Here is a 25,319-nt window from a genome sequence, read left to right as displayed (position 1 = left end):
TCACATCTCGGGAGCTTTCGCTCTCAATCGGGGGCGCTGCGGATTGTTCCTGACGGGCCGGACCAGTGAGCGCTCAGGCGGCGTCCTCGACGCCATCGGCCGCGAGCAGTGTCCGGACATCCTGCGCAGGAACCGGCTTGCTGAACAAGTAGCCCTGCATCTGCGTGCAGCCGAGCATCTGCACGGTGTCGCGCTGCTGATCGGTCTCGACGCCTTCCGCGGTCGTGATCATGTTGCGGTCGGCGGCGATCGAGACCACCGCGCGGATGATCGAGGCCGAGCCCGAGTTTCGGGTCACTTCCTTGACGAAGCTGCGGTCGATCTTGATCTTGTCGAACGGGAAGCGTTGCAGATATTGCAGCGACGAGTAGCCGGTGCCGAAATCGTCGAGCGCGATGTGGACGCCGAGTTCGCGCAGCTGGCCGAGCGTGACCAGTGCCGCATCGTCATCGGCGATCAGCACGGCTTCGGTGATCTCGAGCTCGAGCCTGCGCGGGTCGAGCCCGCTCTCGGCAAGCGCATTCGCAACCTTCAGCGCCAGCGTCTCCGACTTGAACTGGATCGGGGAGACGTTGACCGCAAGGCGCACATGCGCCGGCCAGGTCGCCGCCTCGATACAGGCGGTGCGCAACACCCACTGCCCGATCTCCTCGATCAACCCGGTTTCCTCGGCAACCGGTACGAACTCCGCCGGTGAGATCATCCCGCGCACCGGATGCCGCCAGCGCAGCAGCGCCTCGCAGCCGGTCACCTCGTCGCTGCGTAAATCGACCAGCGGCTGATAGTGCAATTCGAAACGGCCCTCGGCCAACGCGCTTCGCAGATCGGCCTCCAGCGCGCGGCGCAGGTTCGCCTGCTTCTCCATCGCGGGGTCGAAGAAGCGATAGGTCCTGCGGCCGGCGGCCTTTGCCGCGTACATCGCGAGGTCGGCGCATTTCAACAGGCCGAACAGGTCGGCCCCGTGGCGCGGGGCGATCGCAATGCCGATGCTGGCATCGCTCGACAACCAATGGCCGAGGCAGTCGAACGGCGTGCGCAACGACTGATAGACGCGCGCCACAAGATCGCTGACGTCGTCGTCCGAGGTGACGTCGTGCTGGACGATCGCGAACTCGTCGCCGCCGAGGCGGGCGATGAAGTCGTTCGATCCGACCGACTGCCGCAGCTTCTCGGCCACGCGGCGCAGGAATTCGTCGCCGATCGGATGGCCGAGCGTGTCGTTGATCCGCTTGAACTCGTCGATATCGATATAGTGGATCGCGAACTCGCGGACGACGGCTTCGCGCAACAGCTCTTCCGCGTGGCGCTGGAACAGCGTCCGGTTCGGCAGATTGGTCAGGGCATCGTAATGCGCAAGATACTCGATCCGTGCCTGTGCCCGCCGCCCGTCGGTGACGTCCTCGAGCGTCGTGGCCCAGCCGCCGTCCGGCGCGCGCTTGTAGATCAGGCGGATGCTGCGGCCGTCGGGCGTCAGGATCAACGAGTCCCGGACCTGGTCACCCCTGGGATCGGTGAAGCGGACGCAGTAGTCATCGACATCGCCGACGAACGAGCCGAGCGCCTGACGATGCAGGATCAGGTCGCGCAGATGACATCCGGGTTTGACGATGTCGGGCGACAGGGCGAACATGTCGATATATTGCTGATTGCAGATCACGAGCCGCGCCGAGGCGTCGAACAGCAGCAGCCCCTGCGTCATGGTGTTGATGGCGGTGTCGAGGTGCTGGCTCTTCTCGGACAGCCGGCGCTGCGCCGCATCGTGCTGCCTCTGCAACTGGCGGACGATCAGGAAGATCGTCATGACGACGATCAGCACCGCGAGCACCGCGGCGCAGAATTGCAGCTTGGTCTGGGCGCGCCAGTCCTCCAGCGCGCTGGAGGTCTTCGTGGTGGCGAGGATCAGGATCGGAAAGTGCGACAGCGACCTGACCGCGCCGACATTTTCCTCGCCGCCGGCGCCGATGAACCGCCCGGACGTGTTGCCGCCGAGGCCGATGATCTTCCGGAACAGCGACTGGTCGGTGATGTTGCTGCCGACCACGCTCGCATCCTGCGGATAGCGCACGATGATCGTGCCATCACGGTGGATCATCGAAATCACGGTGTCACCGTTCAGCGCCAGGGAGGCCACGAAATCCTCGAAATGGCTGGGCTCGACGCCGCGGCTCGCAAAGCCGATGATCTCGCCGTTGCGCCCGGTGATCTTGCGGGCAAAGACCGTGGTCCAGTTGCCGGTCACCTTGCTCATCGCCGGCTCGACGATGACGGGCGATGTCGGCCGCCCCGACGTGAACTCCTGGAAGTAGCGCCGGTCCGCGATGCTGACGTCAGGCACCGGCCACATCTCGGACGAGTTGATCAGCCATCCCTTGGCGTTGAACAGATTAAGGCCGCCGACATGCGGCAGTGCCGCCAGCCGCCTGCGCAGCATCTCGTGCGCGCTCAGGAGCGACATGTTCTTTTCGAACTGATCGGCAGTCTCGACCTGCTCCGATCGCAGATAATTCAAGATATCGTCGTGGACATGCTGGAGGTCACTGAGCTGCTGGTCGAAATGCCGCGACAGCAGCAGCGCGGTGTTATTGAGCTCCCGTTCGGACATCTCCAACGCGCGTTCACGAAACTGCAGCGCGAGATAGCCGGTGCCAAGCGTGATGGCGAGCACCAGCAGCGCGGCGCTCAGGACGAGCCACTGAATGGCGCCCATCCTGGTGACGCGCAACATACCTTTGATCGACAGCCGCCGGTGTTCCGGCATCAGACTGATCGTTGAGACAACCGACATTTTCCTGCCCCTGTGGGTGCCTTCTACGGGAACACAACCCAAGGGGTCGTTAGGAAAATCAGTTATCGGGGGGTTAAGTTGAACGCATACCCGAACGAGGCGCGCACGAAAATCGTCAGGAGGCGACCTTAGCCGGCGCCGCCGCGGTCGCTTCCTTCAGACTGCACTCGATCAACGCGCCATCGATGGTGAATTTCGAGAACGGCGAGAACGGCGTCACGGCCTTGAGCGCAGCAAAGAATTGCGAGTCGCCCGGAGACTTCAGGAGAAACCGGATGTGATTGGCCGACAGCGCATCACGCGACAGCCAGACGACGCCGGAGAACAGCGCCAGAAGCATTTGCGCGTAATCGCCGGTGTCGGCGACGCCGAGATCGTAAATCGGAGACACATTGACGAAACGCGCGCTGAGGGCCGGCGCCGAATATCGGCTCATCAGGAGACGCCTGACCTGGCAGACCGCATGAACCCGTTCTCCGTCAGTCAGGTGATACAGCCCTTGGCTGTCACCTTCCCTGGCGGTCAGGGCTTCGAAGGCACCGATGCCGCCGAAGGTGGCAATATCCTCGCCGACGCCTTCAGCGTCCTTCTTCCATTGTGCCTTGATATGACGCCAGGACCGCTCAGGATCCTTGAGTGGCAGAAGCCGCATGGTTAAGGGGCTGTTAGCACGGAGGGGAGTCGTCGCTGAGATAATATGTCGCAGGCATTAAGCCTTTGCTTACAGCGGTAGCCGGTTGCGGCGGCATGACGGCTGCCCGGGCTACAAGAACTTCGGCTCCCTCGCATTTATATGCGCGGCTGCCCGGGTTCACGGTCGGCAGCAAGCCGAAGCCTCGGCTGGTTCCGCCTGCGGCTGCGGCGCGCAACACGCGCTTTGCTTGCCGTCCTGCTTTTCGTGCGCGACGCGCGCGGTACGCTCGCCGCTGCCGTCGCCATAGACGATGCTCTCACCCGTCGTATGGAACGTCTCCCACGCAATCCCTGCGGGATCGTCGATCCACGACTTCTCCGACTTGGCATAGCAGCACACCGTCTGGCCCTGCTCGATCACCTCGCCGCCTGCCTTGCGCAGCCGATCATAGACCTCGCCGAGCTCTTCGGCGCTGTCCACCTGAATGCCGAGATGATCGAGGCCCGGCTCCCGGCCGCGGGTCGAGATCGCGAAGTTGACGCGGGGATCGTCGAGCATCCATTTGGCATAGTCGGATTTCACGACCGAAGGCTCTGCCCCGAACAGCGCCGAGTAGAAGCCTACCGATTGCGGAATGTCCTTGACGGCGACGTGAAGATGCATGCGCTTCATGAGGCAATCCTTTCAGGCGACGACGCTCGATGGATATTCCATCCCAAGCATGCTCAGATATCAACATCGATGTGACGAGGTTCTACCACGCGATGGACGCACTTACGCTGTTCGGTTTGTTCGCCGTGACCATGATGCTCGTCTGCTACGCGGCCGAAGATCGCAGCCCCTGGTTCATCCTGGCCTTCGCGGTCTCGTGCGCGCTCGGCTCGGCCTACGGTTTCCTGCAGGGCGCCTGGCCGTTCGGCGTCGTCGAAGCGATCTGGGCCGTGGTCGCAGCGCGCCGATGGCTGGCGCGCCGAACCGCAGAACGCGTGTAACGTTATAGTATCCACGGCTAATCTGTCGCGGCGACGAGCTTGAATGCGCGCGGTCGTGGCGCTAATGAGGGCCCATGGACGCTTCGCGCACCATGATTCAGTCTTCCTCTCACGCAACGGGACCGCGCCGCTGGCGCAGCCTGCTTGCGGGACTGATTTCGCTTGCACTGGTGCTGTCGTTCTTCCACGGCTGGACCTCCGACAGCGATGACGATGCAGCTCCCTCTCTCTCGATCGCTCAGTCGATCAATGACACCGGCGGCAAGGCACCCGCGCATCCGATCTCGCTGCATGGTGATCACTGCCTGACGCACGTCGTCTCGGTCGCCCCGCAGGAGACCGCGTTCCCCATCGCCTATGCGCCGCATCGCTATGGCGACGGCAGCGTTGAGCTGCCCGCGTCGGCCGATCGCCTTTCTCCGTTCAAACCACCCCGCGCCTGATCCGGTCGATATGACCGGCTGTGTGCCGCTGCCATTGGGCAGCGCGCACGCTTCCGCACAGATTGATGTCGCAACAGCGCACGGCCTACGGCATGCGCTGCGGAGAGGCGTATATGAAACGGGTTGTTCTATTTTTCGCGGGCGTGACCGCCGGCATTGCACTGGTGTTCCTGGCAGCCGGAGGCATCGGCTGGCCGGTCAAGTTCCCGGCCACGACGCTTGAGACCGCGTCCGGGAATCCACCGAAGGCCGAGGCCAAGCATGAGGCCCCCGGCCATATCGAGCTGAGCGAAGACCAGCTTCGGGAAGCCGGCATCACGTTCGCGCAAGCCGGCGGCGGCATGCTGAAGCGGCACTTCCTCGCGCCGGGATCGCTGATCCCCGACGCCGACCATATCGGCCGCGTCTCGGTGCGCGTGCTCGCGACGGTCACCGAACTGCGCAAGCGTCTCGGCGACGTCGTCGAGAAGGGCGAGATCGTCGCAGCGATCGAAAGCCGTGAGGTCGCCGACGCCAAGAGCGAATACCTCGCAGCGCGGCTCACCAACGATCTGCAGCAGACTCTCTATGCCAGACAGAAGACGCTGGTCGAGACCCGCATCGTCTCGGAAAACGAGTTCCTGCGAACGCGGCTGAGCGCGAACGACGCCCAGATCAAGCTCGACGGCGCGCGGCAGAAGCTGTTTGCGCTCGGTCTGTCGGACGGCGAAATCGCCGACCTGCCGAACCAGCCGCCGGAAAGCCTGCGGACGCAGTTCCTGCGCGCGCCGATCAGCGGCCGGGTGTCCGAACGGCGCGTCGATCTCGGCGGGTTGATCGGGCGCGAAGGCCAGGAAAGCGAGCTCTACGTCATCGTCAATCTCGACGACATCTGGGTCGATCTGGCAGTTTCGCCGGAAGACATCAGCGCGGTGCGCGAAGGCGTTTCGGTCAAGATCCGTGCCATCGGCACCGAGGATGAAGCGAGCGCCGGCGTGATCTTCGTCAGCCCCCTGCTCGACCGCGAGACCCGCAACGCCCGCGTGATCGCGACCATGCCCAACAAGGACCACCGCTGGAAGCCGGGCACCTTCGTCACTGCGGAAGTCCCACTGTCGGGCGCGCCATCGACCGTGATGGTCCCGAAGAAGGCCATTCAGACGATCAAGGGAACACCGACCGTGTTCGTGCGTGATGCCGACGGCTTCGAGGCGCGGTCCGTGCGGACCGGCCGCGAGGACGACGACGATATCGAAATTGTCGCGGGCCTCGCCGCCGGTGAGACCATCGCGGTGCAAAACACCTTCACGCTGAAGGCCGAGGTCGAGAAGGACGAAGTGGAGCACGGCCATGATTGAGCGCATCATCGGTCTTGCGATCCAGCGGCGCTGGGTCGTCGTCACCCTGGCGGCGGTCCTGACGTTCATCGGCGGCCTCGCGCTGACCAGGCTGCCGATCGACGCCGTGCCCGACATCACCAACAAGCAGGTGCAGATCAACACGGTGGCCCCGGCGCTGTCGCCGGCGGAGATTGAGAAGCAGATCACCTTCCCGATCGAAACCGCGCTCGCCGGAGCACCGGGGCTGGAGAGCACGCGCTCGCTCTCCCGCAACGGCTTCTCGCAGATCACGGCAGTGTTCAGCGAAGCCACCGACATCTATTTCGCCCGCCAGCAGGTCGGCGAGCGTCTGACCGAAGTCCGCGCCCGCCTGCCACAAGGTATCGAGCCGCGGATCGGGCCGACCTCGACCGGGCTTGGCGAAATCTACATGTGGACCGTCCATTACTCCGGCGAGAAGGTGCAGACCGACGGCGCGCCCGGCTTGCAAAGCGACGGCCGCTTCCTCACGGCCGACGGCCAGGTGCTGCAAAGCGAGGTCGAGAAAGACGCCTATCTGCGCACGGTGCAGGACTGGATCATCAAGCCGCAGATCAAGATGGTGCCGGGTGTCGCCGGCGTCGATTCGATCGGCGGCTACCTCAAGCAATACCAGGTCCATCCCGACGCGGCGAAGCTGATCGCGCTCGGTCTCACCTTCGCCGATGTCGCCAAGGCGATCGAAGGCAACAATGTCAGCCGCGGCGCGCGCTATATCGAGCGCAACGGTGAAGGATTCGTGGTGCGCTCCGGCGGCCGGCTCGAGAACATCGAGGAGCTCGGCGCCGTCGTCGTCACCACCCGCGGCGGCGTCCCGGTCCGGATCCGTGACCTCGCCACGCTCTCGATCGGTGGCGAAACCCGCACCGGCAGTGCCAGCGAGAACGGCCGCGAGGTCGTGGTCGGCACCGCGCTGATGCTGATCGGCGCCAACAGCCGCACGGTGTCGGCCGCAGTCGACGCCAAGCTGCGTGCGATCACGCCGTCCCTGCCGGCGGGCGTCAAGGTCGAGACGGTGCTGGACCGCACCCAGCTGGTCGATGCGACGATCGGCACCGTGGCGCGCAACCTCTCTGAAGGCGCACTGCTCGTGATCGCCGTGTTGTTCGTGCTGCTCGGCAATTTCCGGGCGGCGTTCATCACGGCGCTGGTGATCCCGATCGCCATGCTGATGACGGCGATCGGCATGTGGCAGGGCCGCATCAGCGCCAACCTGATGAGCCTCGGCGCACTGGATTTCGGCCTGATCGTCGACGGCGCCGTCATCATCACCGAGAACAGCCTGCGGCATCTCGCCGAGAAGCAGCACGCGCTTGGCCGCGTGCTGACGCGCGACGAGCGGCTGGCGACGGTGCGGGCGTCCGCCGTTGAAATGGTGCAACCGAGCCTCTACGGCCAGGCCATCATCCTGCTGGTCTATGTGCCGCTGCTCACCTTCACCGGCGTCGAAGGCAAGATGTTCGAGCCGATGGCGCTGACCGTGATCCTCGCGCTCGCCGCCGCCTTCGTGCTGTCGCTGACGCTGGTGCCCGCGCTGATCGCGATCGGCATCACCGGCCGCGTGCAGGAGAACGAAAACTGGCTCGTGGCCGCACTGAAGCGCTGGTACAGCCCGCTGCTCGGGCGCGCGATGGCAACGCCTGTTCCCGTTATCGCGGTGGCAGTCGTGCTGTTCGCGACCGCGCTGTTCGGCTTCTTTCGTCTCGGCCAGGAGTTCATCCCCTCGCTCGACGAGAAGAACATCGCCATGCACGCGCTCAGGATTCCGAGCACGGCGCTGTCGCAGTCGCAGGCGATGCAGCTCTCGGTCGAGAAGGCCGTCAGCCGCTTCCCGCAGGTGTCGTTCGTCTTCTCCAAGACCGGCACCGCGGAGGTGGCGAGCGACCCGATGCCACCGAACGCATCCGACACCTTCATCATCCTGAAGCCGCGCGAGCAGTGGCCGGATCCATCCCTGACCAAGGAGCAGTTGATCGAGGACATCTCGAAAGCGGTCGGCCGGCTACCCGGCAACGTCTATGAATTCACCCAGCCGATCCAGATGCGCTTCAACGAACTGCTCGCCGGCGTTCGCGGCGACATCGCGGTCAAGGTGTTCGGCGACGAGTTCGAACCGATGCAGAAGGCCGCCAACCAGGTCGCCGCCGCGCTGCGCAGCGTGCGGGGTGCGACCGACGTCAAGGTCGAACAGGCCGGCGGTCTCCCTGTGCTCGAGATCAAGGTCGACAAGGCGGCGATTGCCCGTCGCGGCTTGAGCGTCTCCGCGGTCCAGGACGTGATCGGTGCCGCGGTCGGCGGCCAGGATGCCGGCGTCGTATACGAGGGCGATCGGAGCTTCGACATCGTGGTGCGCTTGCCGGAGAGCGTGCGCTCCGATCTCGAGGCGTTGAGCAACCTGCCCGTCGCGTTGCCGAAGGCGACGCCGAGCTCGCCGGTGCAGAGCCTGCCGCTCAACCGCGTCGCCCAATTCTCCTTCACCGAAGGTCCGAACCAGATCAGCCGCGAGAACGGCAAGCGCCGCATCGTGGTGACCGCCAATGTCCGCGGCCGCGACCTCGGCTCGGTGGTCGAGGAAGCACAGACGAAAGTCGCGCAATCGGTACAGCTGCCGCCCGGCTACTGGATGACCTGGGGCGGACAGTCCGAGAATCTCGCGGCCGCGCGCCGGCGCCTTGCCGTCGTGGTGCCGGCTTGCTTTGCGATGATCTTTCTGTTGTTGCTGGCGGCGATGGGCTCGGTGCGCGATGCGCTCTTGGTGTTCAGCGCGGTGCCGCTGGCGCTCACCGGCGGCATCGCGGCACTGTGGCTGCGCGGCATGCCGTTCTCGATCTCGGCGGCGGTCGGCTTCATCGCGCTGTCGGGCGTCGCGGTCCTCAACGGTCTCGTGATGCTGAGCTTCGTCCGGCAGTTGCGCGAGCAAGGCGTGCCGATGCGCGACGCCATCGAGCAAGGCGCCCTCACCCGCTTCCGGCCCGTGGTGATGACCGCGCTGGTGGCCTCGCTCGGCTTCGTGCCGATGGCATTCGCCACCGGCACCGGTGCCGAGGTGCAGAAGCCGCTCGCGACCGTCGTGATCGGCGGCCTGATCAGCGCGACCCTGCTGACGCTCGCCGTGCTGCCAGCTCTCTATGCACGGTACGGGCATGCCGGCAGCGCTGCGCGCAGTGAGAAAGCCGCGATTCAGCCTGCGGAATGACGGCTCGTCGGCCGGCAGTCCGCGGGAAAAATCCGACAGTTGCAGCGCCGAACAGCCGCTGTAACATTTCTGTCATATGGCAAAACTAAACGAAGGCAGCGGCGGGCTGCCGCGGGGCTTCATCAGGGGAATAGCAAAATGCGTCGTGCCATCACATTGTTGTCCGCGAGCATGATCGCGCTTTCAGCCGGCGCCGCCTCCGCACAAAATGCAAAACCCCGTAACCTCATCCTGTTCGTCCCCGACGGCCTGCGCGGCGGAATCGTGACGCCGGAGACCGCGCCTGCGATGGCCGACGTCCGCGACAAGGGCGTCCACTTCAAGAATTCGCATTCGTTGTTCCCGACCTTCACGATGGCCAACAGCTCGGCGCTGTCGACCGGCCATTATCTCGGCGACACCGGCACCTTCTCCAACACCATCTATACCGGCTACACCTCGGCGCCGGCCGGCGACACCGTGGTGCCGTTCATCGAGAACGACGCCGTGCTCGCCGATATCGACGATCATTTCAACGGCGATTACCTCAACGAGGAAACGCTGCTGAAGATGGCCCGCGGCCAGGGTTTCAGCACCGCCGCCATCGGCAAGGTCGGCCCGACCCTGCTGTTCGACCACACCGATCGCGGCAAGAACACGATCGTGATCGACGATTCCACCGGCGGCAAGACTGGCGTGCCGCTCTCCGACGAGATGAAAGACGCGCTGAACAAGGCCGGCTTGCCGCTCGCCACCCCGAGCCGCGGCGAGAATGCCAAGGCCGGCGACGCCAAGACGCCCGGCACCATTGTCGCCAACGTCGCGCAGCAGGCCTACATGGCTGACGTCGCGACGAAGGTGGTGCTGCCGATGTTCAAGGCGCGCAACAAGCCGTTCGTGCTGGTGTTCTGGTCGCGCGATCCGGACGGCAGCCAGCACAATACCGGCGACAGCCTCAACACCATCACGCCCGGCATCAACGGCCCGACCTCGCTGGCCGGCATCAAGAATGCCGACAACAACCTCGCCCAGCTCCGCAAGGCGCTCGACGAGCTCGGGCTGTCCGCCAACACCAACATCATGATCTCCTCCGACCACGGCTTCTCGACGATCTCGAAGGAGAGCAAGACCAGCCCCTCAGCCAAGATCGCCTACGACGACACGCCGAAGGATTTCCTGCCGATGGGCTTCCTGGCGATCGATCTGGCCAAGGCGCTGAACCTGCCGCTGTTCGATCCGAATGACAAGAACGCCAAGGTCGCCGACAACGCCCACCCGAAGGCCGGCAACGGCGTGCTCGGCCAGGACCCCACCAAGCCTGACGTCGTGATCGCGACCAATGGCGGCTCGGATCTGATCTATCTGCCGAACCGCGACAAGAAGCTCGCCGACCGCGTCATCAAGGCGCTGCTCGAGCAGGACTATGTCAGCGGCCTCTTTGTCGACGACAAGCTCGGCAACTTCCCCGGCACGCTGCCGATGTCGAACCTCAATCTGAAGGGCAAGGCGGTGACGCCGAACCCGTCGATCGTGGTCAACTTCCGCTCCTGGTCGAGCGGCTGCGCTATCCCGACCAACTGCTCGGTGCAGGTCGCCGACACCGTGCTGCGCCAGGGCCAAGGCATGCATGGCAGCTTCAGCCGCGGCGACACCTACAACTTCACCGCGGCGATCGGCCCCGACTTCAAGAGCGGCTATGTCGATCCGCTGCCGGTCAGCAACGCCGATGTCGGCATGACTGCGGCCCAGCTGCTCGGGCTGCGCGCGCCGAACAATGGCGGGTTGATCGGCCGGGTGATGTCGGAGGCGCTGCCGAACGGCATCGTGCCGAAGATGGCCGAGGGCACCATCATGTCGAAGAAGCCGTCGGCCAATGGCCTGCGCACCGTGCTGAAATTCCAGCGCGTGCTCTCGACCCGCTATTTCGACGTTGCCGGATTCCCGGGGCGGACGCTCGGGCTCGAGGAGACCGACGGCAAACAGAAAACGGCGGGGAAGTGATCCCCGCCGCTCTCGCTCGAAGCCGTTTCGTTCGGGACGACGCAGGCATCGTCCCGAATGGTCACATCATCCCGATGTCGAACACGTTCGGCAGCTGGGTCGCGAGCGGCAACGCGGCCGCGCCGACCAGCGTCGCCACCATCGCCGCCAGCGCACGCCCGGTGCGGCGCTGACCGCGCATCCGGCCCGCGATCCACTCCAGAACCTTGGTGTCGATCTTGGTTCCCTGCGTCGGTGCCCAGCGATCGATCTCGGTGTCCGCCGACAGCGCCACCGTGCGCGGCGGCACCGGCAGGCCGGACTCGGACGCGGCATGATGGGCGATCGCCTTGGCGAGCAGATCGTCGAACCGGCCGCCATCGCTGCGCTCGGCAGCAGCCTCGTTGATCGCGAACAGCGCCTCGATCTCGGCCCGACTGACCGGCTGATGCTCGACCGCGGCCGCCGTCAGGATGCGCGCGCACCAGGCAGCGTCGTCGGCATCGAGTGACCGGGAGAAATGGATACGGCCCTTGGTGGTCGGGCCTTCGCCGGTGATGACGCCGTCGCGCACGATGGTCAGCGCATGGGCGGCGGTCTTGCGGCAGGATGGATGCAACGCACCGCTGAGAGCCTCAGCGGTCTTGGTACTTGGGGTAGACATTGTGGGAGCTTTCAATTCCTATCTCAGGCCAGCTTTTCCATGCGGGCGTAAACGAGTGGTTAATGATTCGGAACTTGGGTTCCGAGATTTTTAGATGGTTGCTATTTGGTCGCTTTAGAAGCTGTCACGGTTCAGTCCTATAGCAGCCGGGGCGGGCGTCATGACGGCGATAAGCGGCTTTATCTGGGCATTTCCAAGCTTTTGTGCCGCAGCTGATATTTCGTCGCAGGGGGTTGGATCAAAACAAGTTGCTTGGAATTCCAGCCTCAAGGAGAAATGTTTCACCTTTTTTCAGAAGCCGTTCACTTAAGCCTTTTCGCGTCCTATACTGGAACAGACCACCTCAAATACAAATTTAGATGCAGCATCAATGAGATGAGGTAAGATCATGGCACTTCAGATTGGCGCAGTCGCCCCCGACTTCGAAGCCGAGACCACCGAAGGGAAGATCAAGTTCCACGATTGGATCGGCAGCAGCTGGGCGCTCTTGTTCTCCCATCCCAAGGACTTCACCCCGGTCTGCACCACCGAGCTCGGCACGCTCGCCCGCCTGAAGCCTGAATTCGACCAGCGCGGCGTCAAGCTGATGGGCCTGTCGGTCGACCCGGTCGACCGACACGCCAAATGGTCCGAGGACATCAAGGAGACCCAGGGCGCCGCACCGAACTATCCGATGATCGGCGACACCGACTACAACGTGTCGAAGCTCTACGACATGCTGCCGGCATCGACCTCGGGCGATCCCCTCACCCGTACGCCGGCCGACAACCAGACCGTCCGTAACGTCTTCATCATCGGCCCCGACAAGAAGATCAAGCTCGTGCTGGTCTACCCGATGACCACCGGCCGGAACTTCCAGGAGATCCTGCGCGTGATCGACTCGCTGCAACTCACCGCCAAGCATCGCGTCGCCACCCCCGCCGACTGGAAGCAGGGCGAGGACGTGATCATCGCGGGCTCGGTCAACAACGATGAGGCCAAGACGATCTATCCGCAGGGCTGGAAAGAGCCGAAGCCCTATATCCGCATCGTGCCGCAGCCGAAGTAACGGCCGAAACGCAGCGTCCGGGTGGCAAACGCACAGCCTGTTATCGTCTGGTTCCGCGACGATCTCCGGCTGTCGGATCACCCGGCCCTGCACGAAGCAGCCAGCCGTGGCGCGCCCGTGGTTGGCCTCTATGTCCGCGACGAACAAAGCCGTGCCCTGAAATCTCCAGCCGCGCGCCCCCTTGGGGGCGCGACGCGCTGGTGGTTGGCACAGTCACTGCGCGCGCTCAGCAATAGCTTTGAAGCGATTGGTGGAAGGCTAGTGCTGCGCACCGGACCAGCCGCGTCCGTGATCGCGGCGGTGGCGCGCGAAACCAATGCAGGCGCCGTGTTCTGGAACGACATCGCGCAGGCGCCGCATCAGGCAATTTCTGGAGACGTTGAATCCGCGCTCGCAAGTGACGGCGTGGACTCGGAAATTTTCCCCGGCGACCTGCTGGTCGAACCCAAGGCGATCCGCAACAAGGACAACCGGGGCCTCCGCGTCTTCACGCCATTCTGGCGGCGCGTGCAGGGCCTCGGCGATCCGCCGAAGCCGTTGCCGGCGCCGAAGAAGCTGACACCGATCCGCGCTATCGCGAGCGAGGCGCTCGACGATTGGCGGCTCGAGCCGATCCGGCCGGATTGGGCCGGCGGCCTGCGCGAGACCTGGACGCCTGGCGAAGCCGCAGCGCAGGCGCGGCTGAAGGCGTTCCTCGGCGATGGTGTCTACGCCTACACCGACGACCGCGACCGCCCCGACCGCGACGGCACCTCGCACCTGTCGCCGCATCTGCGCTTCGGCGAGATCAGCCCGCGCCAGCTCTGGCACGCCGCCCGCTTCGCGGCCGCCGCGCACCCGCGCCTTGCCGGCGACATCGACAAGTTTCTGAGCGAGCTCGGCTGGCGCGAGTTTTGCCGCCACCTGCTGTTCGACGTGCCTGATCTCGCCGAACGGAACTTGCAGGAGCATTTCGACGCCTTTCCGTGGAAACACGACGCACGCGCATTGAAGGCCTGGCAGCGCGGCCTTACCGGCTATCCGATCGTCGATGCCGGCATGCGCGAGCTCTGGCACACCGGCGTGATGCACAACCGGGTGCGGATGGTCGCCGCCTCGTTTCTGGTGAAGCATCTGCTGATCGACTGGCGCGCCGGCGAGCAATGGTTCTGGGACACGCTGGTCGATGCCGATGCCGGCTCCAATCCGGCGAACTGGCAGTGGGTCGCGGGCTCCGGCGCCGATGCCGCGCCCTATTTCCGCGTGTTCAATCCGATCCTCCAGGGCGAGAAGTTCGATCCCGACGGGGGCTATGTCCGGCGCTGGGTGCCTCAACTCGCGCAGCTCCCCAACGACCTGATCCATCAGCCCTGGACCGCGACGCCGATCGAGCTCGCCAGCGCCGGCGTCGAACTCGGCAAGACCTATCCGCAGCCGATCGTCGATCACAAGCAAGGCCGCGAACGCGCGCTTGCGGCCTACGCCAAGATTCGTCGCAGCAATTAAGCGCGGCGGTTGACCACCAGCACCGCGGCGGCGCAAGCCGCCATGCCGGCCATCGCGACGTAATCCAGCCGCTCGCCGAACAGGATGTAGGCCATCAGCGCGGTCACTGCCGGCACCAGGTAAAACAGGCTCGCGACCGAGGTCGCGGCATGGTGGCGGATCAGCCAATACAGCAGCCCGATCGAGCCGATCGACAGCGCGAACACCAACCAGGCGATCGCCAGCACGAACTCGCGGGTCCAATGCACGACGTTGGTCTCGAACAGCCAGGCGCCGATGCCGAAGAAGATCGTCACCGCGATGTACTGCACCAGATTGCCGGCGCGCCAGTCGATCGCATTGCAGTAGCGGCGCTGATAGAGCGTGCCGAGCGTGATCGAGATCAGCGAGACGCCGGAGGCAAGCCAACCCCACCCCGCCTCGCCGGTCATCGGCCGGTTGTGCAGGATCAGCACGACGCCGGCGAGCCCGAGCACGAGCCCGCCCCATTGCAGCGGCGTGACGCGCTCACCGAGCCAGCGGTTGGCAAGGGTCGAGGTCAGGATCGGCTGCAGGCCCGGGATCAACGCCGAGAGCCCGGCCGGAATCGAATGTGCGATCGCAATTGCGGTTCCGCCGAGATAGAAGCCGTGCACCAGGATGCCGGCCACCGCGCTGTGGAAGACGCCGGTCCGGTCCGGCCATTTCGGTCGCGCGACCGCGACGATCACCGCCATCACCACCACGACGAACGCCATCCGGATCGCCAGATAGGTCAGCGGCTCCGCATTGTTGATGACGTATTTGGTGCCGATGAAGCCCGTGCTCCACAGCACGACAAAGATCGCCGGCGCCAGACGAGCGGCAGTTTCCTCGAAGCTCTTGTTCATTGCAGGTCGTCATTGCCCGAAGATGAGGCAGTCGGCAATCGTGAATTTTGGCGGGGTTGGCGGGCGTTCGTCCCAGGCCGGACGACAATGAATTCGCGGCGCGCTTCAAACTCAAGAAATCTCCGACATGACTCCGCGATCTCGCGACAGGTTTGTCCGAGCTTTGCTCGTTCCGCCCTTCATGCAGAGGGCGCAAGGAGAGCCGGTGCCGATCGCACCCGTGGGCCCCGAGGCCTCGGCCTGGCTCAGCCCGGTTCGTGAAGCCTACGCGCTCACGCCTTGCGTCGTCGTGCCCAGAAGCTTGCGATGCCTGCCACGATGATCACGAGCACAATAGACACCCACGTCTGGATCAAGTCGAAGTGCAGGCTGTCACGCGCGACGAATAAGGCGACGATCGCTCCCGCAATGACGAAGAAGATGCGAAGGATGATACTCATTGCGCTCCGCGCTCCGTCCGCTTGCCAACGCCCGGCAGCATTCGCTTCAGGGTGTCGTCGCCAAACACCAGGTGATGCACAAGCGCAGCAGTCATGTGGATTGTTGCGAGGATCACCAGGAGATTGGCCAGGACCTCGTGAATTTCCTTGATGTTGTGAGCGAGCACCTTGTCAGCGTGCCAAGGTGAAGCTATTTCGCCGAACCCAAACAGCGGTAGCGGATGGCCCTTTGCAAACTGCAACACAATGCCGAAGACCGGTACGGCCAGCAGCAAACCGTAGAGCACGTAGTGCATCACGCGGGACACCGGGTCAGTCCACTCGATCAACCACCTGCCAAACTCGGTAGGAACGATCTTTGGCGGTGGATTGGCAACTCGCCACGGAATTCGCGCCACTGCCAGCACCAGAATGCTCAGTCCGACCCAGATATGGGTTAGCAGGCCCAGCGGCTGGGTCGCATCGTCGTTAAGAACACCCAAGGTCCAGGCGAGGACCACCAAGAGCACGGTTACCCAGTGCAGGCTCTTGGCCACCGGACCGTATTCGTCATGCGCTGGCATCATGGCTCTCCTCTCAAGAGTAAGCCTAGGCCGTTCGGGGCCCTCGAACTTGACGCGGATCAAACCAGCGCTGCGGGTTAAAACCTGTTCCCTCCCCGCCTTACCGACCGACGCTTATCCAGCTCTCGAAGGAAATCGGTGTGATACGCACGGCGTGAATCCGCCCGGAGCCAACTCGGGACGTCGAGCAGCAGGCGGCGGCTATGAGCCGTCAACCGGTGAGACCGGCCTTGCGCAATCCGTCGAGGAAATGGTCGCGGTCGGTGGGATCGCGATATCTTTCGGCACGGGCGCGAGCGAGTTGGAGCGTCTTCGCGGGTACGGCTTCGCCGTTCGCAGTCAATTCGCGACATCGTTGGCTGACGAACATGTCGGCCTCGGCCTGCGCCTCGCCGAGGCGTCCCATCTGCGCATAGCAGGCTGCAAGGAGGCCGTGCGACCACCTGTCGAACGACCGCGCCTCCAACACCGCCTTGACCGCCTGCTCGTACTCGCGTCCCGAATAGAGCGCTAGCGCATGATACCAATGGTACAGGTTGGGCGGAAACGGATTGAGCCGCTTGGCCGTCCCGATCCACATCAGCGCCTCGCGCCATCGTCCCCAGTAGACCAGGATATTGGCGAAGACGGCGGCGACATCGGCATCGTTTGGATTGAGCGCGAGCGCGCGGCTGAAGTGGATTTCGGCCTTGGCGTCATCTTTCAGCAGGAACAGCAGCTGAGCCATGACGCCATGGGACCAGGCGTCGCCGTCCTCAATATCCAGCGCGTACTCGATCTCGCGCCGCGCCTCGCCCAGGGTAGCGGTGGTGGGAGATTCGAGAAACACGTCACAGACGATGGTCCAGGCGATGTTGGCGCGGGCGCGAGCATAGTGCGGGTCTAGCGCAACGGCGTTTCGAAAATAGTCCCTGGCCTGCGCCATCGCCTTCACGGTCAGCTGGCGCCATCGCTCGTTTCCGAGCAGGACCAGGTCATAGGCGGTAATGCTCGAGGTCGGCTTGCGTCTGGCGATCTCGCGACCGGCATCCTCCAGCCTGCCCGGCAGGGCCGCAACGATCGCCCGGACAATCTCGTCCTGCAGGACGAAGATGTCGTCGATCTCGCGGTCGTAGCGCTCGGCCCAGAGATTGAAGCCGCTCGCAGCATCGAGCAGCTGGATGACCACCCGCACCCGGCTGCCGATCTTGCGCACACTTCCTTCGGCCACGTACCGGACGCCGAGCTCGCGGCCGACCTGTTTGATCTCGGGTGTCTTACCCTTATAGGCGAAGCTGGAGTGACGGGCGACGACGAATAGTGACCTGAACCGCGACAGTTCGGCGATGATGTCTCCCGTGATCCCGTCGGAAAAATAATCCTGCGCGGGATCGCCACTCAGATTCGACAGCGGGAGCACCGCGAGCGACGGCCTATCGGACAGCGTCGGCGCTGGTGATACGGGTGAGCTCGGTTCGGATACGGTCGCAACCGCGGGGCCAACATAGCGATAGCCGCGACGCGGCAGCGTCTCGATCCAGGTCGCGCCTCCCTCGATGCCGGCAAATACCCGCCGCAAGGCGGCGATCTGGACCGTCAGGTTGCTCTCCTCGACCGCAAGCCCCGGCCAGGTCGCCTCCATCAACGCATCCTTGGAAACCGGCGATCCGGCCCGCTCGACAAGCAGCCGGAGCAGCACGACCGCGCGCTGGCCGAGCGCGACCGGTTCGGACTCTCGCAACAGCATCTCGGCCCCGGCGTCGAGGCGGAAGGGACCGAATTCGTGGATCGTCGCCATGGCTGTGGAGACTACATTTTTTGCAACTTTTTCGGAACGGATTCAGGACCTGCGGGAAGCGCACGATCATCCTGCGGGGGTGCAGAATCTCGAGGAGAGCCCGATGCACGATCCAGGCTATGCGGCAAAAGCGGACGGTCCGATCGCCCGCCCTTATCCGGAAGTGAATGCAGGTGAGCCGGCCCACGTTTGCCGCCTGCTCGAGGTCGTCCAGACGCTGGCTCCGCGCATCGCTGCGCAACGCAATGAATTCGACAGCGGACGACGGTTACCGGACACGATTTTCGCCGCACTGGCCGATGCCGGCCTGTTCCGCCTGTGGCTGCCGCAAACACTTGGCGGGCCTGAACTGTCCTCCTTCGCGTTCATGCGCGTCGTCGAAGCCTGCTCGGCCCTCGATGGCTCCGTCGGCTGGCTGGTCGGCAATGGCGCCGGCATGAGCCGGATCGGCGGCTACCTCGATGAGGCCGTCGTGCGTGAGTGGTATGCCGACCCGCGTGCATTTGTCGCAAGCGCGACCGGTGCGGTCGGTACCGCGACCGCCGTCGCAGGCGGCTATCGCCTGTCCGGCCGCTGGCCGTTCGGCAGCGGCGCACATCACGCGACGCGCTTCATGGTGCTGGCCAGTACCAGGCCCGGCGACCCGGCTTCGCCGCTTCTCTGCTGCTATCCCGGGCGTGCGGATGTAACCATCCTCGACAACTGGCATGTGTCCGGACTGCGCGGCACCGGCAGTTGCGATTTCGAGGCGCAGAATGTTTTCGTGCCGGCTGCGCACGCCCATCCCTTTCTCGGGCTGCAACCGACCCAGCCCGGATTGCTCTATCGCATGCCGCCGTCATCGGTGTTCGCGTGGAGCATCTGCGGGGTGCCGCTCGGCATCGCGTCGGGCGCCATGACCTCGTTCACGGAACTGGCCAAGGGCCACTCCGGAAACCGCGCCGCGCTCCGCGATCGCGAGATCGTTCAGGCGACGATCGGGCGTACGAGAGCGATGCTTTGCGCCGCCCGCGCCTTTCTGATCGACGCCATGACCGAATTGATGGCCGCGACCGACATCGGCGGCCAACGGCTGGTGGAGGCACGCGCGGACGTCCGGCTCGCCAACGCGCACGCGGCGGAGACTGCGACGTCCGTCACCGAGATGCTGGCTGCCGGCGCGGGCGCCGTCGCCATCTTCGAGACCTGCGCCCTGGAGCGTGCGGTCGGCGATGTACGCGCCGCGGCAAAGCATATCGCGATGAGTCCGAGCAATTACATCACCGCCGGCCGGCTGGCGCTTGGGCTCGATCCCGGCACCGCGAGGTTTTGAGGATTGTCCGGCGAGCAACGGAGTTGCCCATGTCAGTGATTTGCCGGCCGGCACGCGCGCAGGATCTGGAATTCGCCGACGCGCTTGTGGTCTCCAGCATCAACGATCTCACGGAACGGCACGGCTTCGGCCCGATGGCGGTCTCGTCTCCGCCCAGGTTCCAGCTGTTTTCGCTGAAGGACGATCCCCACGGTCTCTGGGTGGCGGAGGAGGACGAGCGGATCCTCGGCTTTGCCTGGAGTTGGGCCTGCGGCGACATGTGGTTTCTGGCACAGCTGTTCGTGTCGCCGGATCAGCAGGGTCGGAGCATCGGCAACGAACTGATCAAGCGGACCATCGCGCACGCCGAGACATCGGGCGCGTCCAACAGGGTGCTCATCACCTTCAGCTTCAACACGGTGTCGCAGGGGCTCTACATCCGTCACGGCCTGCTTCCACGATTTCCGATCTACAATGTCAGTGCATCGCGCGAGCAGGTGATCGGCCGTTTGCACGGTCCACGCTACGACGTCACGCCGCTCAGGCCGGAGGCCTCGACCCTGCGCCGCCTTGCGCAAGCGGACGAGCGGATCCTTGGCATCTCACGCGAAAAGCATCATCGCTATCTGATCAATGACGGCGCCGCGACCGGGTTCAATCTTCTCGATGGAAACGACTGGATCGGCTACGCCTACGTGGACGCCGGTGGTCATATCGGGCCGCTCGCAGTCACGGAGCCGCGCGCGGTCGCTCCCGCTTTGAGAACAGCGCTCTACCTGGCGGCCGAGAGCGGCGCCTCACGGATATCGGCATTCCTGCCCGGTGCGAGCAAGGCGGCGCTTGATACTGCGATGGCGCTGGGAATGCGGATCAAGTGTCCGATGCTGCTGATGTCGTCGCGAGAATTCGGCAACTGGGCCCAGTATCTGCCGCGCAACCCGGGCTTCATGTGACCGACGCGGGTCTAGGTTCGACCACGGCGCTGACCGTCACTTGAGGTGATATTTCCGGCCGTTCGTGTTCGGGTTGGTGTTGTCGCTCGTCGAGAGCAGCAACACCGGGCCGAAAAAGCTCTTGCTGTCCCGGAAGAGCTGGAATCGGCCGCCGCCTTTGGTGGCGATCTCCTCCCGGTCGCTATTTGCCGGGCCAAGCAGCTTGTCATCTTCATACAATCGAGCAGCGTTGAGCTCGCCGTTCAGATACTTGACGGGAATTTGGTACGCATATCCCTGCAACCAGTAGAAGCTGCCGCGGAGCAGGTCACTGTCGATCGGGCTCGGAGGAAGCGCATAAAGGAATGCACTCGACGCCAACGCAAAGAGCGTCGTTCCGATCACGATGCGGGTATTGGCAGATATGCTCAACGACACTCCCCCGGGCTGTTGCCTTGCCAAGCCAGCCTTCTGTAACCCGCGTCCCCGTCGCATACAACCGACGGGCAGATCGCCGTCGCGCGTCCGGCGAAGTTGCCAAGGCCCGCTATCAGCGCTGCCGCACCGGTACAACATGCCGGCGCAACCTCTCAGCCCCCGGTCGCACCATGGGCAAATCCGGCGAGCGCAATACCGGACGCCTGAGGCGCTGCCTCGCGAATGCGTGATCAGGCACCACCATTGGTTGCCTTCATTTGGGCACTGATCGGGAACAGGCTGCCGGCCGGAAGCAAAGGCGGCCGCCGCAGGGGGTGCCTGCAATTGACCTATCGATCCCACAGCAACTGGCAGGACGTGGATCTGCGCAATCTGGTCCGGGTCATCTCGGCCTGTACCCTCGGGCTTTGGGCATTCGCGGCCGGCCTCCTGATCGGGACCTTCCTGCTTTCATGACTGGCCGGCGGACACACCGTCCGCCCTACCCGCCGCTCAGATGATGTGCGGCGACGAACAAGGCGAGCGCGCTCAGCACCAACGCCGACGTGGCGCCCGCAACGCTACGCGCGAGTTCAGCCTTCGAAAGATTGGATCTGGTTGCCATCGCAGTCTCCCGTGCGCGCGAGCCTAGGGGGAGCTATGACGTAGCCGCTCCGGCGATCAGACTCGCTCATGGAGACAATCGCATCATGAGGATGAACGCCTCATGAGCGAAACGAACGGCCCCTGCCATCGGTTCCAAATCTGTCCGCTTGTGGATCGCTTTCGGAACCCCGGCGTTGACCGCATGCGGCAAGCGGGACGGGCCACACTGGAATTTTCGCAATCGGAGAGGCAATGACGATCCGCTGGGCGCGGCTTCAACCGACGATCCGGGCGGTCATCATCCTGCTTGCGACCGTCACGGCCGCCGGTGCCGAGGGCCACGGGGCAAGCAAGCCGTCCGAATTCATCCTGCTTGTCCAGATCGCGCTCCTGATCGCGGTCGGGCGCGGCCTCGGCGAACTGATGCAGCGGATCGGCCAGCCCTCCGTGATCGGCGAGCTGCTCGGCGGCCTGCTGCTTGGCCCGTCGCTGTTCGGCTGGCTATGGCCGTCGGCCCATGACGTGATCTTTCCACCGTCTGGCGAGCAGAAAGCGCTGATCGACGGTATCGCGCAGTTCGGCATCCTGCTGCTGCTCCTGCTGACCGGCATGGACACCGACCTCAAGCTGGTACGCAAGGTCGGCCGCGCGGCGATGACGATCTCGGCCGCGGGCATCGCGGTGCCGTTCGCCTCCGGCTTTGCGCTCGGCGAATTCTTGCCGCAGAGCCTGTTGCCGCATCCGGAAGCGCGGGTGATCGCCGCGCTGTTCCTCGGCACCGCGCTGTCGATCTCGTCGGTGAAGATCGTCGCTGTCGTGGTGCGCGAGATGAACTTCATGCGCCACAATGTCGGCCAGATCATCGTCGCCTCTGCGATCATCGATGACGCCATCGGCTGGATCATCATCGCCGTCATCTTCAGCCTCGCCTCGCGCGGCACGCTTGATGTCCTCTCGGTCGCGCAGGCGCTGTTCGGCACCCTCGCCTTCCTCGCCGTCAGCTTCACGATCGGCCGCCGGCTGGTGTTCCGGCTGATCCGCTGGGCCAACGACAATCTGGTCTCTTCGGCTGCGGTGATCACCGTGATTCTGCTCCTGATGAGCGCGATGGCGATGATCACGCACCTGATCGGCGTCCACACCGTGCTCGGCGCCTTTATCGCCGGCGTGCTGGTCGGGGAATCCCCGATCCTGACCAGGCAGATCGACGAGCGGCTGCGCGGGCTGATCTCCAGCCTGTTCATGCCGGTGTTCTTCGGGCTCGCCGGTCTTAGCGCCGACCTCACCGTACTGAAGGATCCGTCGGTACTGGGACTCACCGCCGCGCTGATCCTGATCGCCAGCATCGGCAAGTTCGCCGGCGCCTTTGCCGGCGGCGCGCTGGGCGGGCTGACGCGGCAGGAATCCTATGCGCTGGCGAGCGGCATGAATGCGCGCGGCTCGACCGAGGTCATCATCGCCACCATCGGCCTGTCGATGGGCGTGCTGAGCCAGACCATGTTCTCGATGATCGTCACCATGGCGATCCTGACCACGATGGCGATGCCGCCGATGCTGCGCAGCGCGCTGGCCCGGCTCCCGCTCGGCAAGGAGGAAAAAGAGCGGCTGGAGCGCGAGGAATATGAGGAGCGCGGCTTCGTTGCCAATCTCGAGCGGCTGCTGCTCGCGGTCGACGAAAGCAGCAACGCGAAATTCGCTGCGCATCTCGCGGGGCTCGTCGCCGGAGGACGCGGCCTGCCGATCACCGTGCTCCATGTCGGGGCGAACGCAAAACTGCAGGAGAAGAACCGTGCCGACGAGGCGAGCCCGGAGGCGGCGGTCATCGATGCGGCCAAGGAGAGCGCCAAGGCGAGCGCCGATCCCGAGGGCGGCGGCAATCTCGACGTCATCAGTCGCGCCCGCGAGGAGACCGCGGCGGGGGCGATCGCTGAGGAGGCCAAGAAGGGCTTTGACCTGCTCGTGGTCGGCATCGGCGCTGTCGCGGGCCCGGATGGCGGCTTCGACCGGCGCATCGACCAGTTGACCTCCGGCTTTGACGGCCCGCTGGCGATTGCCGCCGCCAAGGGCGTGCACGCGAGCGAGCCGACAGCAAATGCACGCAAGATCCTGGTGCCGGTGTCGGGCAGCAACGTATCGCGTCGCGGCGCCGAGGTCGCGATCGCGCTGGCGCGTCTGGCCAGCGAGCCGCTGCAGGTCGTCTATGTCTCGACCACGCGCGACAAAGGCGCCCGCCGCTCCAACCCCAGCATGTCGCTGGCACCGGAGGAAGCGATCCTGAAGGACATCGCGGCGACCGCGGCACGCTATGACATCAATGTGGTGACGCGGCTACGCGCCAACACCGCGCCGGAAGTGGCGATCCTGCAGGAGATCGCGGCAAGCGGGGCCGACCTAGTCGTGATCGGCGTCGACCGCATCCAGGGTGACAGCCTGAATTTCGGCAGCGTCGCAACCGCCGTGCTCGGCAAGTCGAAGGCATCGGTGCTGCTGGTGTCGGACGGCGACGTCAGGCCCGGGACCTGATGCTGAAGACGCGAGCGGCGGTGCGCCCTACCACTCTTCCGGACAGGGATCGACGATCTTCCAGAGATCGATCCCGTTCTTGATCTTCTTCATCTCGGTGGTGAGCCCGCCATTGCGGCGGATCCAGTCCTTCACCGTGTCGGGATAGTAGGACATCAGGTCGGAGGTGCCCTCGAGGCTGGTGACCTTGATGCCGAAGGTGAAGGCCTTGTCGTAATAGGCCTGGTGGAAGCCGATGCTGGCCTTCGGCGTCACGCAGATCTTGTTCAACGGCACGATGCCGAACACCAGCGTGCAGGCCGAGTTGCAGATGCCGTCGATTACGACGCGCTCGCGGCGGTCGCGGATCTGCTTGTACTTGGCCTTGTACTCCTCGACATAACCGCCATGGTCGCGCGTGATGTGCAGCACGGCTCGTGCCGGCGTGACCGCCAGAACCGAGAGCAGCAAGGCGACAAGGGGCGTGATGCGCATGAAATGTTCTAAACCGAGGGAAAGGCGGCCCGGGCGGACCTGACCCCAAGACTCTGGCCGGACTGTGTTGGCAATCCGTTAAGCATCCTCAAAAAGGCAAAATTTGGCGCGCTGTGGCCGATTTCCCGCAGCTATCGGCCCGATTCCGGGTTAAATGAACTGCTAAAGGACTTTGGATCGGCTGGACGGGCCGATTCCAGCGCGAATGCCCGGAGGCCGCCAATGACCAAGACCAAGCTTTTCGCCGCCCTCGCCGTGACTGTTTCCCTGGCCGTTCCGGCCCTCTCCCCGGCGGCCGCGGCCGATCTCTCGGCCGCTCCGCGCCACCACCGGTATCACCGCCACGCCCATTGGGGCCTGCCCTACCACATCAGCTACCTGCACAATTATGGCCCGGGCCCGGCCGCCGGCAGCTTCGCCTATTACGACGGCCCCTCCTCCAACAAATGCTACCAGAGCGCGGCCGCCTATATCGGCCAGGACCACCGCCGGCACCCCTGCTTCTGAGGTCAGCGGAAGCCCGGCAGGACACCGCGCCGTCTGTGCTGGCCCCGGTCGGCCAAGTCTGATAATCGACCCGCAACGCGCTCGTAGCTCAGCTGGATAGAGCATCGGATTTCGATTCCGAGGGTCGGGAGTTCGAATCTCTCCGAGCGCGCCATCGTTCCGACGGCCCCGCGGCAGCTTGGCGGCAGCCACGAAACCATTTTCAGCAGCCGACGAAACCGGGCGGAAACATTTGGCCAGTATCCTCCCCAAAACAATCAAAGAAATTATGGGGAAGTGTCATGATGGAAGCGACCATTGTCGCGCTGCTGCTGCTCAGCGCTGCTGTGTTTTGTGCCCACGCATACGACGCCCTG

The 25,319-nt window shown here is 64.5% G+C and carries 23 protein-coding genes and 1 tRNA gene; 13 read left to right on the top strand and 11 right to left on the bottom strand.

Annotated elements, in window-relative coordinates; genetic code table 11:
* Window positions 1–73: 73 nt before the first annotated feature.
* From H8A92_RS14160 to H8A92_RS14150, 3 genes are all read right to left on the bottom strand, one after another.
* The gene (locus tag H8A92_RS14160) at window positions 74–2,785 is read right to left on the bottom strand and encodes a bifunctional diguanylate cyclase/phosphodiesterase (protein ID WP_229196388.1); all 2,712 of its coding nucleotides are present in this window, start codon (window positions 2,783–2,785) and stop codon (window positions 74–76) included.
* A gap of 115 nt (window positions 2,786–2,900) precedes the next feature.
* Entirely contained in the window at window positions 2,901–3,437 is a 537-nt protein-coding gene (locus H8A92_RS14155) for a hypothetical protein (protein ID WP_229196387.1), read from the bottom strand.
* A 159-nt stretch (window positions 3,438–3,596) separates the two neighbouring features.
* On the bottom strand, window positions 3,597–4,091 hold the full coding sequence (locus tag H8A92_RS14150; RefSeq protein ID WP_229196386.1) for an ArsI/CadI family heavy metal resistance metalloenzyme: 495 nt from the start codon (window positions 4,089–4,091) through the stop codon (window positions 3,597–3,599).
* A gap of 92 nt (window positions 4,092–4,183) precedes the next feature.
* Here H8A92_RS14150 and H8A92_RS14145 point away from each other — a divergent pair, with 92 nt between their 5' ends.
* The 5 genes from H8A92_RS14145 to H8A92_RS14125 all read left to right on the top strand — a co-directional run bounded on the left by H8A92_RS14145 (window position 4,184) and on the right by H8A92_RS14125 (window position 11,388).
* Window positions 4,184–4,411: a hypothetical protein gene (locus H8A92_RS14145; protein WP_229196395.1), complete on the top strand. Its 228-nt coding sequence runs from the start codon at window positions 4,184–4,186 to the stop codon at window positions 4,409–4,411.
* 74 nt (window positions 4,412–4,485) lie between these two features.
* Window positions 4,486–4,854, top strand: a complete 369-nt coding sequence (locus tag H8A92_RS14140) for a hypothetical protein (protein ID WP_229196385.1) — start codon at window positions 4,486–4,488, stop codon at window positions 4,852–4,854.
* Between the two features lie 113 nt (window positions 4,855–4,967).
* Window positions 4,968–6,191 carry an efflux RND transporter periplasmic adaptor subunit gene (locus H8A92_RS14135; protein WP_229196384.1) on the top strand — a complete coding sequence of 408 codons (1,224 nt, stop codon included), beginning with the start codon at window positions 4,968–4,970 and terminating at the stop codon, window positions 6,189–6,191.
* The gene (locus H8A92_RS14130) at window positions 6,184–9,408 is read left to right on the top strand and encodes an efflux RND transporter permease subunit (protein ID WP_229196383.1); all 3,225 of its coding nucleotides are present in this window, start codon (window positions 6,184–6,186) and stop codon (window positions 9,406–9,408) included. Before H8A92_RS14135 ends, H8A92_RS14130 begins: the two co-directional genes overlap by 8 nt.
* Before the next feature lie 138 nt (window positions 9,409–9,546).
* Complete coding sequence (locus H8A92_RS14125) at window positions 9,547–11,388, top strand: alkaline phosphatase family protein (RefSeq protein ID WP_229196382.1); 1,842 nt, start codon at window positions 9,547–9,549, stop codon at window positions 11,386–11,388.
* A 61-nt stretch (window positions 11,389–11,449) separates the two neighbouring features.
* Here the strand turns inward: H8A92_RS14125 and H8A92_RS14120 are convergent, their stop codons facing one another.
* Window positions 11,450–12,031, bottom strand: a complete 582-nt coding sequence (locus H8A92_RS14120; RefSeq protein WP_163159924.1) for a hypothetical protein — start codon at window positions 12,029–12,031, stop codon at window positions 11,450–11,452.
* 388 nt (window positions 12,032–12,419) lie between these two features.
* Here H8A92_RS14120 and H8A92_RS14115 point away from each other — a divergent pair, with 388 nt between their 5' ends.
* Together H8A92_RS14115 and H8A92_RS14110 are read left to right on the top strand one after the other, a co-directional pair.
* Window positions 12,420–13,079: a peroxiredoxin gene (locus H8A92_RS14115; RefSeq protein WP_163159923.1), complete on the top strand. Its 660-nt coding sequence runs from the start codon at window positions 12,420–12,422 to the stop codon at window positions 13,077–13,079.
* A 21-nt stretch (window positions 13,080–13,100) separates the two neighbouring features.
* Window positions 13,101–14,564 carry a cryptochrome/photolyase family protein gene (locus H8A92_RS14110; protein WP_229196381.1) on the top strand — a complete coding sequence of 488 codons (1,464 nt, stop codon included), beginning with the start codon at window positions 13,101–13,103 and terminating at the stop codon, window positions 14,562–14,564.
* On the opposite strand, the gene H8A92_RS14105 is transcribed toward H8A92_RS14110, so the two are convergent.
* The 4 genes from H8A92_RS14105 to H8A92_RS14090 all read right to left on the bottom strand — a co-directional run bounded on the left by H8A92_RS14105 (window position 14,561) and on the right by H8A92_RS14090 (window position 18,213).
* Window positions 14,561–15,433, bottom strand: coding sequence for a DMT family transporter (locus tag H8A92_RS14105; RefSeq protein WP_229196380.1), 873 nt, complete (start codon window positions 15,431–15,433; stop codon window positions 14,561–14,563). The genes H8A92_RS14110 and H8A92_RS14105 overlap by 4 nt on opposite strands.
* 272 nt (window positions 15,434–15,705) lie before the next feature.
* A complete protein-coding gene (locus tag H8A92_RS14100; RefSeq protein WP_229196379.1) occupies window positions 15,706–15,873 on the bottom strand; it encodes a hypothetical protein in 168 nt (55 codons plus the stop codon).
* Window positions 15,870–16,436, bottom strand: a complete 567-nt coding sequence (locus H8A92_RS14095; RefSeq protein ID WP_229196378.1) for a cytochrome b — start codon at window positions 16,434–16,436, stop codon at window positions 15,870–15,872. The genes H8A92_RS14100 and H8A92_RS14095 overlap by 4 nt, the downstream gene beginning before the upstream one ends.
* A 211-nt stretch (window positions 16,437–16,647) precedes the next feature.
* A complete protein-coding gene (locus tag H8A92_RS14090) occupies window positions 16,648–18,213 on the bottom strand; it encodes a winged helix-turn-helix domain-containing tetratricopeptide repeat protein (RefSeq protein WP_229196377.1) in 1,566 nt (521 codons plus the stop codon).
* 103 nt (window positions 18,214–18,316) lie between these two features.
* On the opposite strand from H8A92_RS14090, the gene H8A92_RS14085 reads away from it, so the two are divergent.
* Together H8A92_RS14085 and H8A92_RS14080 are read left to right on the top strand one after the other, a co-directional pair.
* Entirely contained in the window at window positions 18,317–19,525 is a 1,209-nt protein-coding gene (locus tag H8A92_RS14085; RefSeq protein WP_229196376.1) for an acyl-CoA dehydrogenase family protein, read from the top strand.
* Window positions 19,526–19,554: 29 nt separating this feature from the next.
* A complete protein-coding gene (locus tag H8A92_RS14080) occupies window positions 19,555–20,457 on the top strand; it encodes a GNAT family N-acetyltransferase (protein WP_229196375.1) in 903 nt (300 codons plus the stop codon).
* A gap of 36 nt (window positions 20,458–20,493) precedes the next feature.
* Here the strand turns inward: H8A92_RS14080 and H8A92_RS14075 are convergent, their stop codons facing one another.
* A complete protein-coding gene (locus H8A92_RS14075) occupies window positions 20,494–20,868 on the bottom strand; it encodes a hypothetical protein (RefSeq protein ID WP_229196374.1) in 375 nt (124 codons plus the stop codon).
* 330 nt (window positions 20,869–21,198) lie between these two features.
* On the opposite strand from H8A92_RS14075, the gene H8A92_RS40815 reads away from it, so the two are divergent.
* Window positions 21,199–21,330, top strand: coding sequence for a hypothetical protein (locus H8A92_RS40815; RefSeq protein ID WP_274613372.1), 132 nt, complete (start codon window positions 21,199–21,201; stop codon window positions 21,328–21,330).
* 25 nt (window positions 21,331–21,355) lie between these two features.
* Here H8A92_RS40815 and H8A92_RS40810 read toward each other — a convergent pair whose 3' ends face one another.
* Window positions 21,356–21,478: a hypothetical protein gene (locus tag H8A92_RS40810; protein ID WP_274613371.1), complete on the bottom strand. Its 123-nt coding sequence runs from the start codon at window positions 21,476–21,478 to the stop codon at window positions 21,356–21,358.
* A gap of 233 nt (window positions 21,479–21,711) precedes the next feature.
* On the opposite strand from H8A92_RS40810, the gene H8A92_RS14070 reads away from it, so the two are divergent.
* Complete coding sequence (locus tag H8A92_RS14070) at window positions 21,712–23,982, top strand: cation:proton antiporter domain-containing protein (protein ID WP_229196373.1); 2,271 nt, start codon at window positions 21,712–21,714, stop codon at window positions 23,980–23,982.
* 27 nt (window positions 23,983–24,009) lie between these two features.
* On the opposite strand, the gene H8A92_RS14065 is transcribed toward H8A92_RS14070, so the two are convergent.
* Window positions 24,010–24,456 (bottom strand): hypothetical protein, encoded by a 447-nt coding sequence (locus H8A92_RS14065; protein ID WP_163153405.1) that lies wholly within the window; start codon window positions 24,454–24,456, stop codon window positions 24,010–24,012.
* A 222-nt stretch (window positions 24,457–24,678) separates the two neighbouring features.
* On the opposite strand from H8A92_RS14065, the gene H8A92_RS14060 reads away from it, so the two are divergent.
* Both H8A92_RS14060 and H8A92_RS14055 read left to right on the top strand, forming a co-directional pair.
* Window positions 24,679–24,963, top strand: a complete 285-nt coding sequence (locus tag H8A92_RS14060) for a hypothetical protein (RefSeq protein ID WP_229196372.1) — start codon at window positions 24,679–24,681, stop codon at window positions 24,961–24,963.
* Window positions 24,964–25,040: 77 nt separating this feature from the next.
* Window positions 25,041–25,117 (top strand) — tRNA-Arg (locus H8A92_RS14055).
* The last annotated feature ends 202 nt before the right edge of the window (window positions 25,118–25,319 follow it).

This window comes from Bradyrhizobium acaciae, assembly GCF_020889785.1.
Taxonomy (GTDB): Bacteria; Pseudomonadota; Alphaproteobacteria; order Rhizobiales; family Xanthobacteraceae; genus Bradyrhizobium; species Bradyrhizobium acaciae.
Note: the sequence above shows the minus strand (reverse complement) of the source record. Positions and strands in the feature narration are given on the sequence as shown.